14 protein-coding genes and 1 other annotated feature are annotated in these 15719 nt (G+C 39.2%); of the genes, 3 read left to right on the top strand and 11 right to left on the bottom strand.

The genetic code is table 11. The features are described 5' to 3' along the window. The first annotated feature begins 48 nt into the window (after positions 1-48). Both JBW_RS05830 and JBW_RS05825 read left to right on the top strand, forming a co-directional pair. Complete coding sequence (locus JBW_RS05830) at positions 49-720, top strand: response regulator transcription factor (protein WP_007957152.1); 672 nt, start codon at positions 49-51, stop codon at positions 718-720. Between the two features lie 297 nt (positions 721-1017). Further along, a complete protein-coding gene (locus tag JBW_RS05825) occupies positions 1018-1374 on the top strand; it encodes a MarR family transcriptional regulator (protein WP_235334147.1) in 357 nt (118 codons plus the stop codon). A gap of 68 nt (positions 1375-1442) precedes the next feature. On the opposite strand, the gene JBW_RS05820 is transcribed toward JBW_RS05825, so the two are convergent. From JBW_RS05820 to JBW_RS05800, 5 genes are all read right to left on the bottom strand, one after another. Next, a complete protein-coding gene (locus JBW_RS05820) occupies positions 1443-2231 on the bottom strand; it encodes a short-chain-enoyl-CoA hydratase (RefSeq protein WP_007957159.1) in 789 nt (262 codons plus the stop codon). Positions 2232-2292: 61 nt separating this feature from the next. Next, entirely contained in the window at positions 2293-3489 is a 1197-nt protein-coding gene (locus JBW_RS05815) for an electron transfer flavoprotein subunit alpha (protein ID WP_007957160.1), read from the bottom strand. A gap of 18 nt (positions 3490-3507) precedes the next feature. Beyond that, positions 3508-4293 carry an electron transfer flavoprotein subunit beta/FixA family protein gene (locus JBW_RS05810; protein WP_007957162.1) on the bottom strand — a complete coding sequence of 262 codons (786 nt, stop codon included), beginning with the start codon at positions 4291-4293 and terminating at the stop codon, positions 3508-3510. 127 nt (positions 4294-4420) lie between these two features. Further along, entirely contained in the window at positions 4421-5560 is a 1140-nt protein-coding gene (locus JBW_RS05805; protein ID WP_007931159.1) for an acyl-CoA dehydrogenase, read from the bottom strand. Positions 5561-5897: 337 nt separating this feature from the next. Continuing rightward, positions 5898-6497, bottom strand: coding sequence for a TetR/AcrR family transcriptional regulator (locus JBW_RS05800; RefSeq protein ID WP_071882477.1), 600 nt, complete (start codon positions 6495-6497; stop codon positions 5898-5900). Between the two features lie 375 nt (positions 6498-6872). Here JBW_RS05800 and JBW_RS05795 point away from each other — a divergent pair, with 375 nt between their 5' ends. Then, a complete protein-coding gene (locus JBW_RS05795; protein WP_007957166.1) occupies positions 6873-7331 on the top strand; it encodes a DUF441 domain-containing protein in 459 nt (152 codons plus the stop codon). A gap of 61 nt (positions 7332-7392) precedes the next feature. Here the strand turns inward: JBW_RS05795 and ilvN are convergent, their stop codons facing one another. The 6 genes from ilvN to JBW_RS05765 form a co-directional block, all read right to left on the bottom strand. Then, positions 7393-7890, bottom strand: a complete 498-nt coding sequence (gene ilvN / locus JBW_RS05790; protein WP_007957168.1) for an acetolactate synthase small subunit — start codon at positions 7888-7890, stop codon at positions 7393-7395. Then, positions 7887-9587 carry a biosynthetic-type acetolactate synthase large subunit gene (ilvB, locus tag JBW_RS05785; protein ID WP_007957170.1) on the bottom strand — a complete coding sequence of 567 codons (1701 nt, stop codon included), beginning with the start codon at positions 9585-9587 and terminating at the stop codon, positions 7887-7889. The genes ilvN and ilvB overlap by 4 nt, the downstream gene beginning before the upstream one ends. A gap of 226 nt (positions 9588-9813) precedes the next feature. Next, positions 9814-10077 (bottom strand) — a binding site (T-box leader). 123 nt (positions 10078-10200) lie between these two features. After that, positions 10201-11904 (bottom strand): DUF885 family protein, encoded by a 1704-nt coding sequence (locus JBW_RS05780; protein WP_007957171.1) that lies wholly within the window; start codon positions 11902-11904, stop codon positions 10201-10203. Between the two features lie 303 nt (positions 11905-12207). Then, a complete protein-coding gene (locus JBW_RS05775; protein WP_007957173.1) occupies positions 12208-13800 on the bottom strand; it encodes an ABC-F family ATP-binding cassette domain-containing protein in 1593 nt (530 codons plus the stop codon). Positions 13801-13889: 89 nt separating this feature from the next. Beyond that, entirely contained in the window at positions 13890-14096 is a 207-nt protein-coding gene (locus JBW_RS05770) for a hypothetical protein (protein WP_007957174.1), read from the bottom strand. A 433-nt stretch (positions 14097-14529) separates the two neighbouring features. Then, positions 14530-15651: an IS30 family transposase gene (locus JBW_RS05765; RefSeq protein WP_082076208.1), complete on the bottom strand. Its 1122-nt coding sequence runs from the start codon at positions 15649-15651 to the stop codon at positions 14530-14532. Between the last annotated feature and the right edge of the window lie 68 nt (positions 15652-15719).

The raw sequence follows: 15719 nt of genomic DNA, 5'->3' as shown, positions 1-15719 counted from the left end.
CCAAGGAAGGCTAATTTAGACAAGGAAGTTACCATAAGAGGGTAAGCGATGAAAATTTTACTAATGGAAGACGAATCAAAAAGCAATGGAACGATGTTCCCGCTCTTAAAAAAGCATGGTTATGCAGTTGATACTGCAGGAGATGAAGAAGCAGGGGTGGAAATGGCCACAACACAAGTCCATGATATTATCCTCCTGTACCGCTCTTTTCCATGCAGTAACAGCATCTCCTTTTTAAAGAAAATCCGTAGTCTAAGAATTAATACTCCTGTCCTTTTTCTCCTTGAAAAAAGTATGCCAAAGTATCGAATTGAAGCATTAGATGCTGGTGCTGACGATTCTCTGGCAAAACCATTTTTCACAGGAGAATTGCTGGCCAGGCTGCGTGCCTTGAGTCGAAGAAAAAATAAGGATTTTGTTGGAGATAATATTTGTGCCGCAGGTCTTACTCTTCATCCGTTAAAAGGCAAGGTAATAAAAGGCAACCAGTCCATCCATCTCACCATGAAGGAATCATTACTTTTAGAAATGCTGATGCGCAATTTTGGTCAAGTTATTACCAAGGAACGAATTATGGAAAAGGTTTGGAGCTACAACTCTGAAACCAATATTGCCAATATCGACCTTTACATTCATTATCTACGTAAGAAATTGAACTCATCTAATATTAAAACAGTGCGAGGGGTCGGATATTTTCTACAAGAGGATACTTGTATATGATCTTTTGGTAGCAATACACTACTTCAACAAAAAAGCAAAGAAACTAGACCATCTTTTAAGACATGGTCTAGTTTCTTTGCCCTATAGTAAATTGATTCCTGGAGTATCTCCCATCTAAACTGCAATCTTCTTTATTGACAATACTTAAAAACCGTATAGAATAGTTGATATACATAAAATTTGCATACCAATTATAAGAATGATTCAGAGGTGAATACGATATTGCTCCAGATCCTTGATAGTATGTGTATTCTTTTAGCGAAATCAGAACAAAAACATTTTTCCTATACAAAGAAAATGTTGGATCAATCGGGTTTAGAAATCTCACCAGGACAACTAGTCGTGCTTTATTCCCTGTTCACGAAGGACAATATCTCCATATCAGAACTTAGCAAGAATGTTTTGTTAGACAATTCAACACTTACTGGTCTGATTGATCGTTTAGAAAAGGCAGGCTTTGTGATGCGAATTGATACTCCCAACGATCGGCGCTCTTACCAAATTATTTTAACAGAGAAAGCGAAAAGCCATAAATCAACAATATTGCAATTAATGAAACAGATTGAAAGTAAAATGTTAGAAGGCTCCAGTGAAGCAGAAATCTTTATGTTTCGCAGCATTTTGCAACGCATTCTTATTAATTTCAACAGCTAATATGATATGGTAAATAAGGTGACAGAAGCACAATGCCTCTATCACCTTATTTCTATTACACCAGTATTTTACTTCCCAATAAAGTTTGCTTTGCGTTTTTCAATGAAAGCAGTCATGCCCTCTTTTTGATCCTGTGTCGCAAAACAAAGACCGAAAACTTCTGCTTCATAGGCGATTCCTGAAGTCAGATCCACATCAAGACCTCTATTGACTGCTGTTTTACAAACTTGTACGGCAATTGGTGCTCTTGATATTATTTTCTGAGCCATTGCTTTTGCTTTTCCAATTAGTTCTTCAGGAGCTGCCACCTGATTTGCCAGACCAATTCGGTAGGCTTCAGCAGCATCAATCATATCACCAGTAAACAATAATTCCTTCGCTCTGCCTTTGCCCACTAAGCGTGACAACCGCTGGGTTCCGCCGAATCCTGGTGGTATGCCTAAAGACACTTCTGGCTGACCAAACTTGGCTTTTTCCGAAGCAATGCGAATATCGCAAGCCATTGCAAGTTCACAACCTCCACCCAAGGCATAGCCATTAACTGCCGCAATAACAGGTTTGGGAAGATTCTCAATTTTATTAAATACGCCTTGTGCCAATTGCCCCCATTGTCGGCCCTCTACAGCAGTCTTATCCTTCATTTCAAGTATATCCGCCCCGGCAACAAAAGACTTTTCGCCACTGCCAGTAACGATGACCACTTTTACAGCATCATTAGCAGCTAGTTCATCAAACAGTTGATCCAGTTCATGTACAGTTGCAGCATTTAACGCATTTAAAGCCTTTGGGCGATTAATAGTGACTGTACCAATACCATCACTATCAATCTCTACTAATAAATTTGTATACTCTCCCATAACGAACACCTCTCCTTAATTTTATAGAAACATTGATTTTTCACTTAAAATTGCATTCAAATCAAGCGCTCTTTATTTTTTTAAATTCCTCAGTTAATATCGGCAGTACTTCTAATACATCGCCGACGATACCATAGTCAGCCATTTTAAAGATTGGTGCATCAGGATCTTTATTAATCGCAATGACAAGATCAGATGATGACATACCTGCCAAATGCTGAATGGCCCCGGATATACCACAGGCAAAATAAATCTTCGGTCCTACGGTTTTTCCCGTCTGCCCCACTTGATGCAATGCCGGCTTCCATCCCGCATCTACTGCAGCACGGGATGCCCCTACGGAAGCGCCAAGAACATTGGCCAAATCTTCCACGAGTGAGAAATTTTCAGGTTTACACATACCTCGCCCACCAGATACGATAATTTCAGCTTCTTCCAAATTGCAGGATACGGTACAAACGTGAATCATATCGATAAGCTTCGTCCGCATATCTTCTTGCTTTATTTTACTAGCTACGCGAATCAGTTCGCCTTTCTTACTATAATCTAACACTGGCTTCTTAAATACGGAAGGGCGAACAGTGCCCATCTGAGGACGATGTTCCGGACAGATAATTGTCGCCATGATATTACCGCCAAATGCTGGTCTAGTCCAGGAAACGAATCCAGTAGCCTCATCAATACCAAGACCAGTACAATCTGCCGTTAGTCCAGTTCCCACACGGCATGCAACACGTGCTCCAAAATCCCGACCATCATTCGTCGCACCCATGAGAATAACAGATGGCTTATAATTGCTGATTAAATCAAATAAGGTCGCAGTGTAACTATCCGTATTATATTGGGCTAATTCAGCAGCATCTACCAAATATACTTTATCAGAACCTGCTGCAAAAGCATCTTGCGCTAACCCTTCAACGTTATGTCCAATCAGAACACTCGCTAAGCTTTGTCCCATACCATCTGCCAATTTACGCCCTTCACCAAGTAGTTCCAGACCAACATTGCGCAGTTTTCCTTCACCAACTTCCAAATATACCCAAACATCTTTATATTGGCTTTTATCCATAGCCACAACTTTATCTTCTTCTTCACGAAGGATTGCCTCTACTGGACAAGTATCAACACAAGCACCGCAAGCAGTGCACGCCTCCGTTATGTACGCTTTTTCATCCTGCATTACAATGGCACCAAAGGGGCATACAGATAAACAAGCACCACAGGCAATACATTCTTCTTGGTTTACTTTTATAGCCATTGTCCTGTCACCCTTCTTTTATATAATTTTAGCATCCGATAGTTTTTGAATCAATACAGCAACAGATTCCCATGCTGTATCTTTTTGAATGATCACGCCTTCCGTACGCTGGGGAGGTGTAAAAATTCTGCGGACTTGAGTGGGCGATCCCTTTAAACCAAGCCTTTGCTCATCTACATCAAGGTCTGCCATGGTCCATACAGGGATTTCGGCCCGATTGGCTTTCATTGTTCCTTTAATCGTAGGATATCTAGGTTCATTAATAGATTTTACCACTGATATCAGCAAAGGTAATTTTCCTTCGATGATGCCATAGCCTTCCTCATACTCACGCTCTACGGAAACCGTATCACCATTCACTTCAATTTTAGCTACATAGGTGATCTGTGCAATCCCCAAATGTTCTGCAATCTCTGGTCCAACTTGGGCGGTATCCCCATCAATGGCTTGCTTGCCACAGAATATTAGGTCATAGGTACCAATCTTACGGATGGTTGCCGCCAAGGTATAGCTGGTAGCTAATGTATCCGATCCACCAAAAGCCCGATCACTGACTAATATGGCTTTATCAGCACCCATGGCCAAACATTCCTTCAATGCCTCTTTCGCCTGAGGCGGTCCCATAGAAATCACTGTAACCTTACCGCCATGCTTATCTTTTAATTGCAGGGCAGCCTCCAAGGCATTTTTATCAAAAGGATTTACAATACTGGGTACTCCTTGTCGGATCAACGTATTGGTTACTGGGTCGATTTTTACTTCGGCAGTATCAGGAACTTGCTTAATACAAACAAGAATTTCCATCTCTTCGCCTCCTAATATAATTAATGCATTTTTATATAGAACCTTACACAATGCCCTATCTCTTTAAAAGCTCATATCTCATTTAGATAGGGCATTGCCCATAGCAGATTGTCTTGGCGAGTAATTCTTATCGTAAAACAGCACCTGAAATAACCATACGCTGAACTTCATTTGTTCCCTCGTATATTTGTGTGATTTTGGCATCACGCATCATGCGTTCTACTGGATACTCACGAGTATAGCCATAACCGCCAAAAATTTGTACAGCATCTGTTGTAACGGACATGGCAGCATCAGAGGCAACTAATTTTGCCATGGCTGCTTCTTTGGAGTAAGGAAGATGATGGGATTTATGATAGGCAGCACGATATACGAGTAGCCTTGCTCCCTCCACTTTAGCCGCCATGTCAGCAATCTTAAATGCAATTGCCTGATTGCTGGAGATCGGTTTGCCAAATTGTACCCGCTCTTTGGAATACTTAATGGCTTGCTCCAAAGCTCCTTGGGCAATACCAAGAGATTGAGCAGCAACACCAATACGTCCGCCATCTAAGGCAGTCATTGCAATCTTAAAGCCCTGCCCTTCCTTCCCTAGCAAATTAGCAGCTGGAATACGGCAGTCTTTCATAAATACTTCACGTTGTACAGAAGATCGAATACCCATTTTCACTTCTTTTTTACCGAAGCTAAGACCGGGAGTACCTTTTTCAACAATAAAAGCGCTCATGCCTTTTAAACCAGCTGCTTTATCAGTAGAGGCAAATATCACTTCAATTTCTGCTTCCCCGCCATTTGTATTGAAGATTTTAGCACCGTTCAAAATATAATGATCTCCATCTTTAACTGCTGTTGTAGTAGCAGCGCTTGCATCGGTGCCAGCATTAGGTTCAGTCAAACCAAAAGCCCCTAGCTTTGTGCCTTCTGCTAATGGTCTGAGAAACTTCTGTTTTTGTTCTTCTGTTCCATAATGAAAAATGGGCCAGGAACACAATGATACATGCACCGAAAGTCCAATACCTGTTGATGCACATACACGAGATATTTCTTCGACTGCCATGGCATAGGATAAAAAGTCGCTTCCTGCACCACCGTATTCTTCTGGATAAGGCAGTCCTAAAATTCCCAGCTCACCCATCTGATCAAAGATTTCACGTGGAAAATATTCTTTTTCGTCCCGCTCTGCCGCAGTCGGTGCTACCGATTTTTCAGCAAAATCTCTTATCATGCTCCGAATGTCTTCCTGCTCTTTGGTTAGTTCAAAATTCATAGTTTCTTCCTCCCACATTTTATTGTTATTATGACAAAATCTATGTGATACGCCAATTGGCGTAAGCCACCAATCATTGAAAATCTAGAAATACTTTATTTCCTATCTGTCAAATTATTTAGTTTGTATCAACATATCTTGTATGCAAAATAAATAATTAACAAAATACAGTATAATTTTTAGACTAGAGTGAATATTTACGACGTAACATTGAAGAAAATAACTCTTAAAAATTAACTGTATATTCTAAATACTAATCCATGCTTTAGAATATTGCAATATCATAATCGAATAAAATCATTTTTTTGTGCAATGATATCGTTTGTGGCGAACGAGTCTAGTTCACCACATGATTCTGCCTTGGTATGATTCGATCAAGAGAATGTTCAATAAATTTCTCAATTGGCGCAAGATCGCGATTCACTTGCATACGAATGAGTGCGCCTTCCCATGAAGTATATAGGAATTCTGCCATGGACTCTGCACCATACTCCAATGATATTTCCCCCATTTTTTGACCTTCTCTTATACAAGACACAAATAGCGCTGTCCATTTATCAAATTCTCGTTTTAATGCATCTCCCATAGCGGCACTGGGGTTTTCCACTTCAATTGCCAGTTTAGCAACCAAACATCCTCTGCCACAGCCATACATGGCATAATAATCCCGAATACCTAAAAAATAGTTTTGTATTTTTTCTCTAGGAGAACCGTTTTCATTTTCTAATTTTTCTGCAATAGACTTGGCTAATTGTTCTCCATAATACTCAATAATGGCTATACCAAAGGCTTCTTTCGATTCAAAATAATGATAGAACGATCCTTTCGGAACATCTACTGTTGTCAGTATTTCTTGTATCCCTACAGCATGATAGCTTTTTGCTACCATTGCTTTGGCTCCTGCTTTAATTAATTTTTCTTTTGTCGTGTTTTTCATAATTAAATAATAGACCAGTCGTCTTGAGAAGTCAACATTTTTTAGAATTTCTATTAGACTTTTTTACCTGAGCTTAGTATGATATATAAGTAAGTTCTGCCATACTAAGAAAGACTTCCCCATTTTTATCATTGTGAACAGAGTAAAGCAATCTTTTGACAAGGGGAGGATTGCTTCGCTGTGCTCGCAAATGACAGGTTTACGCTCCCTTAAAACAGATAAAGCGGAACCGAACCACAGAGGCGCAGAGAACACAGAGAAAAAATAGATAGAATAATAACGGCCCCTCAGCGTCTCCCCCTCTGAGTTCTCTGTGCCCTCTGTGGTTAAAAGTCCTTCGTATTCTTTGCAACAGCTACATAAGGATGTGAACAAATGAATTGGGAAAACCTACCTATTTTGATAATTTTGTGTTTATCCGTTATTGGTAACAACCACTCTGTATCAATTGCTGCACTTATACTGCTTCTAATAAAGCTGCTAGGCTTTCATACATGGTTTCCTTATATCGAAGATCATGGCATTACCATTGGCATTACCATTTTAACTCTGGCTGTATTAACACCTATCGCTCAAGGACGCATATCCATCGGCGGAATCTTGGAAGCATTTAAGACCCCCATTGGTTTAGTAGCCATTTTTGTTGGCATTCTCGTCGCCTGGATCGCTGCCCAAGGTGTATTTTTTATGAAAGAATCTCCAGAAGCAGTAACGGCTTTAGTTGTTGGTACCATTGTGGGAGTGTGCTTCTTCCAAGGGCTGGCAGTCGGTCCTCTAATTGCAGGTGGAATGGTATCTTTGATTATCAGTGCAATAGGGTTGTTTAAAAATTAAAAGCACAAAAGCCCAGTGCCGCTTTAGTACTGGGCTTTTGTAGTCCCTTTTTTGCATTTGTCTACATATCTTTTGCAGGAACTGGTCCTCTAGAAATTGCAATTCTTCCTGTACGAACAATTTCAAGAATGCCGAAATCAGTTAATACCTCACACAAAGCATCAATTTTAGATTCTTCACCGGATAACTCGACGACTAAGGTTTCTCTATTTACATCTACAATTTTAGCACGAAAAATTTCTACAACATCAACAAGGTCTGATCGATTAGCTTTATTGGCACGAACTTTAATGAGAGCTAGTTCACGTTGAATGGAATCCACATATGTGATATTTGCAATCTTAATCACATTAACGAGTTTTGACAATTGATTAACTACCTGCTCTAATTCAAATTCATCCTCCACCTCAACACCAATGGTGATTCGCGTCGTATCAACTTCCTCAGTAGGTCCCGCTGCTATACTTTCAATATTAAAGGCACGACGGCTAATGAGTCCTGATATATGAGTTAATACCCCTGGCCGATTCTCTACTAAAACAGCTAATGTATATTTCATCCAATTATCCCCCTTAAGACCATTTGATCCAGACGTCCTCCTGGCGCAACCATAGGTAATACATCTTCAGTTTCTGGCAGCAGAATATCAACCAGCACTGGGCCTTCCATTTTCAATGCTTTTTCGAGTACCGTGTTTAACTCTTCTGGTTTTGTTACTCTAAGACCAGCAACCCCCATAGCCTCAGCAAGCTTCACAAAGTCGGTACACCCCTTCGTACTGGAATAGGAATACCGTTTACCATAAAACATCCGCTGCCATTGATTCACCATACCAAGCACCTGATTATTCATAACGATAATTTTCACTGGCAATCCATTATCAGCAAGAGTTGCAAGCTCCTGACAGTTCATCATAATACTGCCATCACCAGTAAATAATATGACATTCTTCTCCGGCAAAGTTATCTGAGCCCCAATCGCGGCTGGCAAACCATATCCCATGGTTCCCAAACCACCAGAAGTCAAGAAAGAACGCTGTGTATTAAAATTGTAAGATTGTGCAGTCCACATCTGATGTTGGCCAACATCCGTTACAATGATGGCTTCACCTTGAGTAAGCTCACTGACCTTCTCAATCACGGTTTGTGGCCGAATTCCTCCTGCAGGCAAACTTGATGCCAAAGGCTTTTCCCGCTTCCATTCCTGTACTAAACCCACCCACTCTGCTCTTGCCCACTGCTTTTTCGTTACATTACGCTCCGCTATTTTTTCACACAAAAGAGGCAAAGACCACCGCAAATCTCCTATTACTTTTAAATCAGCACGGACATTCTTATTTACCTCGGCTGGATCAATATCAAAATGTATAATCGTTGCTTTGGGAGCAAAGTTCTGAACCAGACTGGTGACCCGATCATCGAAACGAACTCCAATACCCATTAGAAGATCACAGTCAATTGTCGCCATATTGGCAGCATAGGTTCCATGCATTCCCACCATTCCCAAGTGTTCAGGTGCATCACTAGGAATACAGCCTAATCCCATTAAGCTTGATATGACTGGAATGCCAGTTAGGTTGATTAATTTGCGAACGTCTTGGGAGGTGCCTGAAATATTAACACCGCCGCCTACAAAAATTACAGGTTTTTCTGCTTTTTCTAAGGCTTCAATCACTAAATCAATCTGGCTAGAATCACCAGCAAATAAAGATCGATATCCTCTAAGACAGACAGTCTCAGGATATACAAAATCAAGTGTATCATTGAAAACATCTTTAGAAATATCAATCAAGACTGGTCCTGGCCGTCCGGTGCGTGCAATATAAAACGCTTCTTTCATTACACAAGGCAAATCCTGAATCTTTTTTACTAAATAATTATGTTTGGTAATAGGAGTAGTAATACCACAAATATCCGCTTCTTGAAAAGAATCTTTGCCAATCAAAGATACTCCTACCTGACCAGTAATCGCCACCAAGGGAATAGAATCCATATACGCTGTTGCAATACCAGTAACCAGATTGGTTCCCCCAGGACCAGAGGTAGCAAAGCAGACGCCTGTTTTACCCGTTGCCCGAGCATATCCATCTGCAGCATGCACCGCTCCTTGTTCATGGCGAGTTAAAATATGGGGAAAATCAGTTTTAAATAATGCATCATAAAGGGTTAAAACGGCCCCCCCAGGATAACCAAATACAATATCCACCTCTTCCGCCTTCAAACATTCAATTACAACTTCCGCTCCCAACATTTTCAAAACAAATACCTCCTTATTTTCTTAATAAGAATTAAACCGTTTTTGAACCGCAGAGGCGCAGAGTGCGCTGAGGGGTAAATTTATAACCTATCCATCATTTCTCTGTGTTCTCTGCGGTTACATCATTCTTTTTTTCTCTTCCACTAAAATCATATTCATTCTAATATCGTAAGAATATACTATGAATTTTATAAACCACAGTAAAATAAAAGACCTCCGTCCCTTATAAAGGGACGGAGGTTAATCCGCGATACCACCCAAATTATTATGGCATAAACCATAATATCTCATAGGTACGAAGCATAAATACTCTATACCTCGCCGCAATAACGGGCAGCAATTCCTCTAAAAGAGGCCCGGCGCAGCTTACTAATTCTTCAGCCCGCAACTCGTGGATGATTTTCATTGTATTTCATATTACTGGCTTACACCATTTCCAGCTCGCTGTGAATATTACCAATACAATTACTCTTCCATTCATCGTCATTATAGTCTTCTTTTTGATTATAATACAAAAAATTCTTCACACTGTCAACAACATTCTTTATGAAATGGACATTTAATTACAGAAACCTATAACCACTTCACATTTTTCCTTCTAACTCCATTTGTATTACAACAGCTTTTCATGCTCAAATACCTTGCGTAAAAAGGCAAGAGGCATATTTCCCGCCTTCAGATACATACTGTGAAATACTTTATCTAACTCGAGTCCCTCTAGTTTACCTTGCTGCGCTTTGGCCATATCTCTCTTTAATTCCCACACTAATTTGTTGCCAGTAAGGTAGCAAAGAGGATAGGCTTTTTCTTGAGAGTACCAGTTTAATTCTGCTTGCACTCTGCCTCCCACAAATCCAGTCACTTTTTGCAGCAGTTTGCCAGCATTGATAAAGGGATCATCAGAAGTTATATCCACATCAATGCCCACATCTAAATATTTTATATCTCCTGTCATGAAGTATAAATCAATTGCCACTCGCGCACCAATTCTGGAAATATCCCTTTTCGCACAAAAGCGGGCTTCATCGGTTAGTTCACCCATATACCCAATATCCAGCATATAATCTTCCAGCATCGTGGTCCAGCCCTCTGCATGCTCCATTGCATCAAAATGACGCCGCACTACGGATGGATGGTTCGCTGCGGTAGCAAGCTGTAAATGATGCCCAGGAATGCCCTCATGGATCATCATCGAAGGAATGGATAGTTCCGTATGTTCATCTAACAACTCTTGACTCAGTGTAAGGTAAATCACACTCGTCTTTGTACCAGGGCGAAAAGGCGGCGGAGAAACCATAGCTCCAGCTGGAATAGAAGGAGCCATAAAAGCAGGTGTTTGCATAATCAGCATATCCTGTCCTTCCCCTATGGGAAACAGCCCTTTTTCCTGGAGATAGTTGATAATCTTATCCTTTTCCTCTTTATATCGTAAAATGATATCAGAGAAGGAATCTTTATGAGGAAGCTTTACCTGATACTGCTGGTTTAAGAAATTATGTAATTCTTCCAAAGTAGTAGTCGTCGGCAAGCTGTATTTATCAATTAACTTCACACTCAAAAGTTCCAACTCTTTTGCAGTATCCTGCAAAAACTGGACGGCCATTGTATGTAATTCTTCCAGGGATTTATCAATGCCCCGTAATGCAATACATTTTTTAGCCTGTTCTGTACCAATAAAGAAATCGGTGGTTGTAGGCATTGCTTTGAGTTTTTCTATATATTTCTCTAAAGCATCATTAGCTTGCTGCTTTGCAGCTGCCAGCCTTTCTAACTGATTGTATTGCTCACTCTTCGCCCAATTATAAAGAGTCTCAAAGAATTCTGGCAGTCCATTTACCTTTTCAATATCCATACTAACCCAGCGCTCTACAGGTGTATCTAACGTCAAAAGCAATTGCTCCAAGTATTGAGGTACTTTTTCCAGGCGAGCCGTAATATGATCCAGTCTTTCATGAGAAGGACGAGGATCGTTGATGAACAGCAGAAATATTCCATCACTAATATCAGCACCTGCAGTGGGTTTTTGCTGCAGCTGGGTTTTACCATTAAAGTGATATGTGAGATTATATATGGCAAATTCAACAGCCAATGCCGCCAAATCTAAGTCCAGGATTTGCTCAAATTCCAATACCCCTTTAGGAAAACTCATAATATCTGCCAATAATTTCTGTCCTGCAGCAATGCGTAGTTTACTATTTTCTAAGGTAGGATTAGGCAGATCATCCAAATGTTTATTGACCCCCAGACTCACACAAGAGTTCCCATCCTGAGTAAAGAAATCATGAAATTTTTCGATTAGAACATCATATTCTCTCATCCTAATATCCTCCTGCTGTTAAAGCTATACTGTTTTAGAAATTCTTACTATCTATATAGTATATACTTTATGTAAAAAACAATTACAATATCCATTTTATCAAAAAAACACTATTGCGTCTTTTAAAACATATAAAACAAAATTGAACCACAGAGGCGCAGAGAACACAGAGAAAAGATAGATAGAATAAAAATACCCCCTCAACTCGTACTCTCTGTGTTCTCTGTGTCCTCTGTGGTTAACGTTCCCCTCAGACAAAAAAACACGCACCTCACAAGTGAAGTGCGTGCTGTATAATGATTCTTATTTTCTAGTTGCTACGGTTTCCAAATATTCATCATAGGTCATACGTTTGTCAATGATACCATCTTCCGTAATTTCAATAATACGGTTGGCAATGGTTTGCACAAACTCATGGTCATGAGCAACAAATAACATGGTTCCCTCAAAGCTGATTAAACCATTATTCAATGAAGTGATAGACTCCAAATCCAAGTGATTTGTCGGCTCATCAAAAATCAGTACATTGGCGCCGCTCAGCATCATTTTAGACAGCATGCACCGTACTTTTTCACCACCAGATAATACATTGGCAGCTTTTTGACTTTCCTCACCGGAAAATAACATACGACCTAAGAATCCTCGAACAAAAGTTTCATCCGGGTCCCGAGAAAATTGTCTGAGCCAATCTACCAGATTTAATGTACTATTAAAATACTCCGCATTATCCCTTGGGAAATAAGCCTGAGAAGTAGTGACACCCCATTTAAATTCACCACTGTCTGCTTCCATTTCACCCATTAAGATTTTAAATAATGTGGTCTTCGCCAAGCTGTTAGCACCAACAAAAGCAATTTTATCTGCCTTTGTAACAACGAAGCTAACATTATTCAGCACTTTTTCCCCATCAATGGTTTTGCAAAGATTCTCAACGGTTAATAGTTGATCCCCTGCTTCTCGGTCCGGTTTAAAAGCGATATATGGATATTTACGGGATGATGGCCTAATATCTTCTAATGTCAATTTATCTAATTGTTTTCTACGTGACGTTGCTTGTTTTGATTTGGAAGCATTCGCACTAAAACGTTGAATAAAGCTTTGCAGATCTTTCATTTTTTCTTCAGTCTTCTTATTAGCTTCTTTAGCCATTTTCAATGCTAGTTCACTTGACTGCTGCCAAAAATCATAATTACCTACATACAGCTGGATTTGGCTAAAATCAATATCGGCAATATGAGTACAAACTTTATTTAAGAAATGACGGTCATGAGATACCACAATAACTATGTTATCAAAGTTATACAGAAACTCTTCCAACCAGCGAATGGATTCTACATCTAGATGATTTGTCGGTTCATCCAGCAGCAAAATGTCCGGAGAGCCAAATAAAGCTTGGGCTAACAATACCCGAACCTTTTCATTACCACTTAAATCTTTCATTAATTTGGTATGTAGCTCTTCACCAATTCCTAAACCAGTCAACATGCGGGCTGCTTCCGTTTCCGCATCCCAGCCGTTGAGTTCGGCAAATTCACCTTCTAATTCGCCAACCTTTATACCATCTTCGTCGGTAAAATCGGCTTTCGCATATAATACTTCTTTTGCTTCCATAATTTCAAAAAGTCTAGCATGTCCCATAATAACTGTTTTCAGTACATCAAATTCATCAAATTCATAATGATCCTGTTTCAAAACGGCTAGGCGTTCTCCAGATGAAATAATAACTTCACCAGAATTTGGTTCAATTTCACCTGATAATATTTTTAAGAAAGTTGATTTTCCTGTACCGTTGGCACCAATTAATCCATAACAATTGCCTGGCGTGAATTTTATATTGACATCCTCAAACAATGCCCTTTTTCCATACCGTAACGTCAAACCACTTGTACTAATCATATTTTTACCAGCCTTCCTTTTTAATGGTACTTAAAATCTACTTATTTAAAATTGACAGAAATAAAGAGCCTACTAGGCTCTTTATTTACTTATTTACTATATGCAAGAGAAAAATTATATGCTAATTTTTCATAGTCTTTCAAGATATTAACAACTTTAATTTTATCAGCAGCAGTAGCTGCCTCTACATCGCTCTTGCCAATTGCAAAGTGTATAATACTTTGTACTTGAAATGGATAATATCCTAGTTTTAACAACTTCTTATAAAGCTGCTGGATACGCTGTTCTATTCTCATTTGAATCCTCCCTAATAACCTATAAACTATAGCGGTAATCATATACAACACACCTTGTAAATTCGCCCACTATGTACTTAATCAACATTACCACTACTTTATAGGATATGCAGAGACAGGATTTATGATTACTCTTTTTTAAAGGAGAACAACTCTAATCTACCAATCATTTTTTACAATCGACTTTTTGTATTGCTTTGCCAGAACATACTCGATTACTTTTGCAATTTCTATATAAATATAAGCCGTCAAATATGACGGCTCTTAGCTTTCGATATTGATCTCTGTCATTATAACATTATATTTTCATCATGTCAACTTTTTCATTAATCTTTTTGTGTAAATATAAATTGCAAGTTTAAATGCCGTCCATATTATGGAAATCCATATAATGTTAGATATTAGACCTTCCCTCGACAACAAAAATGTTTGTTTATGCACTTATCTTACTAGCTACCTCGCTCGCAGACTGATATCCAAAGATTCTTCGTGGATAGTTATTTATCCATAGTTCGATTCTTTTAATTTGTGCTTGAGTAATTTTACCAATATCGGTACCTTTAGGAATAAAACGACGGATCATTTTATTAATATTTTCATTAGTTCCGCGCTCCCATGAACTATAAGGATGTGCATAGTATACTTTCACTCTGGACTCCTCAGGAACACGTATTGATTGCTCAATTTGCTTAAAGTTTAAAAACTCACTGCCGTTATCTACAGTTATTGTTTTAAATTTTGCTCTAAAGCGTTTCCCGTATTTTATTTCCAACTTATCCATTGCTGCTTTTACTGATTCTTGCGTTTTTCCTGGCATTTTACAAATGATTTCTTCTCGACTACATCTCTCGCTCAAAACCAATAAAACTGCACCCTTACCTTTGCGTGGGCCAACTACACAATCCATTTCCCAATGACCGTATTCTGCTCTGTGCTCTATCTCAATTGGTCTTTCTTCTATATTTGTGCCTTTTAAATTTTTATGTGCGATTTTTACCCGTCTATATATGCCTTTTTTCTTATCTTTTTTTACAGGTAAATCCCGATTGCTTATGTTCGCAAAAATTCCTTTATCAATGTAGTTATACAATGTTTTTGTGCAGATGCTTGTTTTAAACTTCAGGCCCTTTGCCTTAATTTGTCCTATTACAGCATCCGGTGCATATTTCTTTTTCACGATTAGTTCTTCAATATGTTGGGCCAACTGATGATCATTACCTATCTTCAAATTGCATCCTTTATTCGTCCCATTAGCTTTGTACACCGCCTGCCCACGATCTGCGCAATATTCTTCACGATAGCTTAAATCGCTGTTTAGAAGGCGTATTTTCCCCTTTGTTATTTCCCTCTCAATTGTTCGCTGATGCTTCCCCAATCGCTTAGCGATTTCACTGGCCTTCAACTTTTCCTTCAGCAAAATTTCTATCGTATATCGTTCTTTTTCTGTTATGTGTTTATTTTTCTTGTTTTCTACGGTATAATCTTTTTGACTCATGGGTTTTTCCTCCGGTAATGTTTTTGCTTGGTCGCTTAACATTATATACCGGATTCCCATGAGCCTTTTATTTTTCTGCCTTACGGCATTTAATTTTACAACTTACCATCTTTTTGTGTAAATCATAA

The organism is Pelosinus fermentans JBW45, from assembly GCF_000271665.2.
GTDB classification, from domain to species: Bacteria; Bacillota; Negativicutes; order DSM-13327; family DSM-13327; genus Pelosinus; species Pelosinus baikalensis.
Note: the sequence above shows the minus strand (reverse complement) of the source record. Positions and strands in the feature narration are given on the sequence as shown.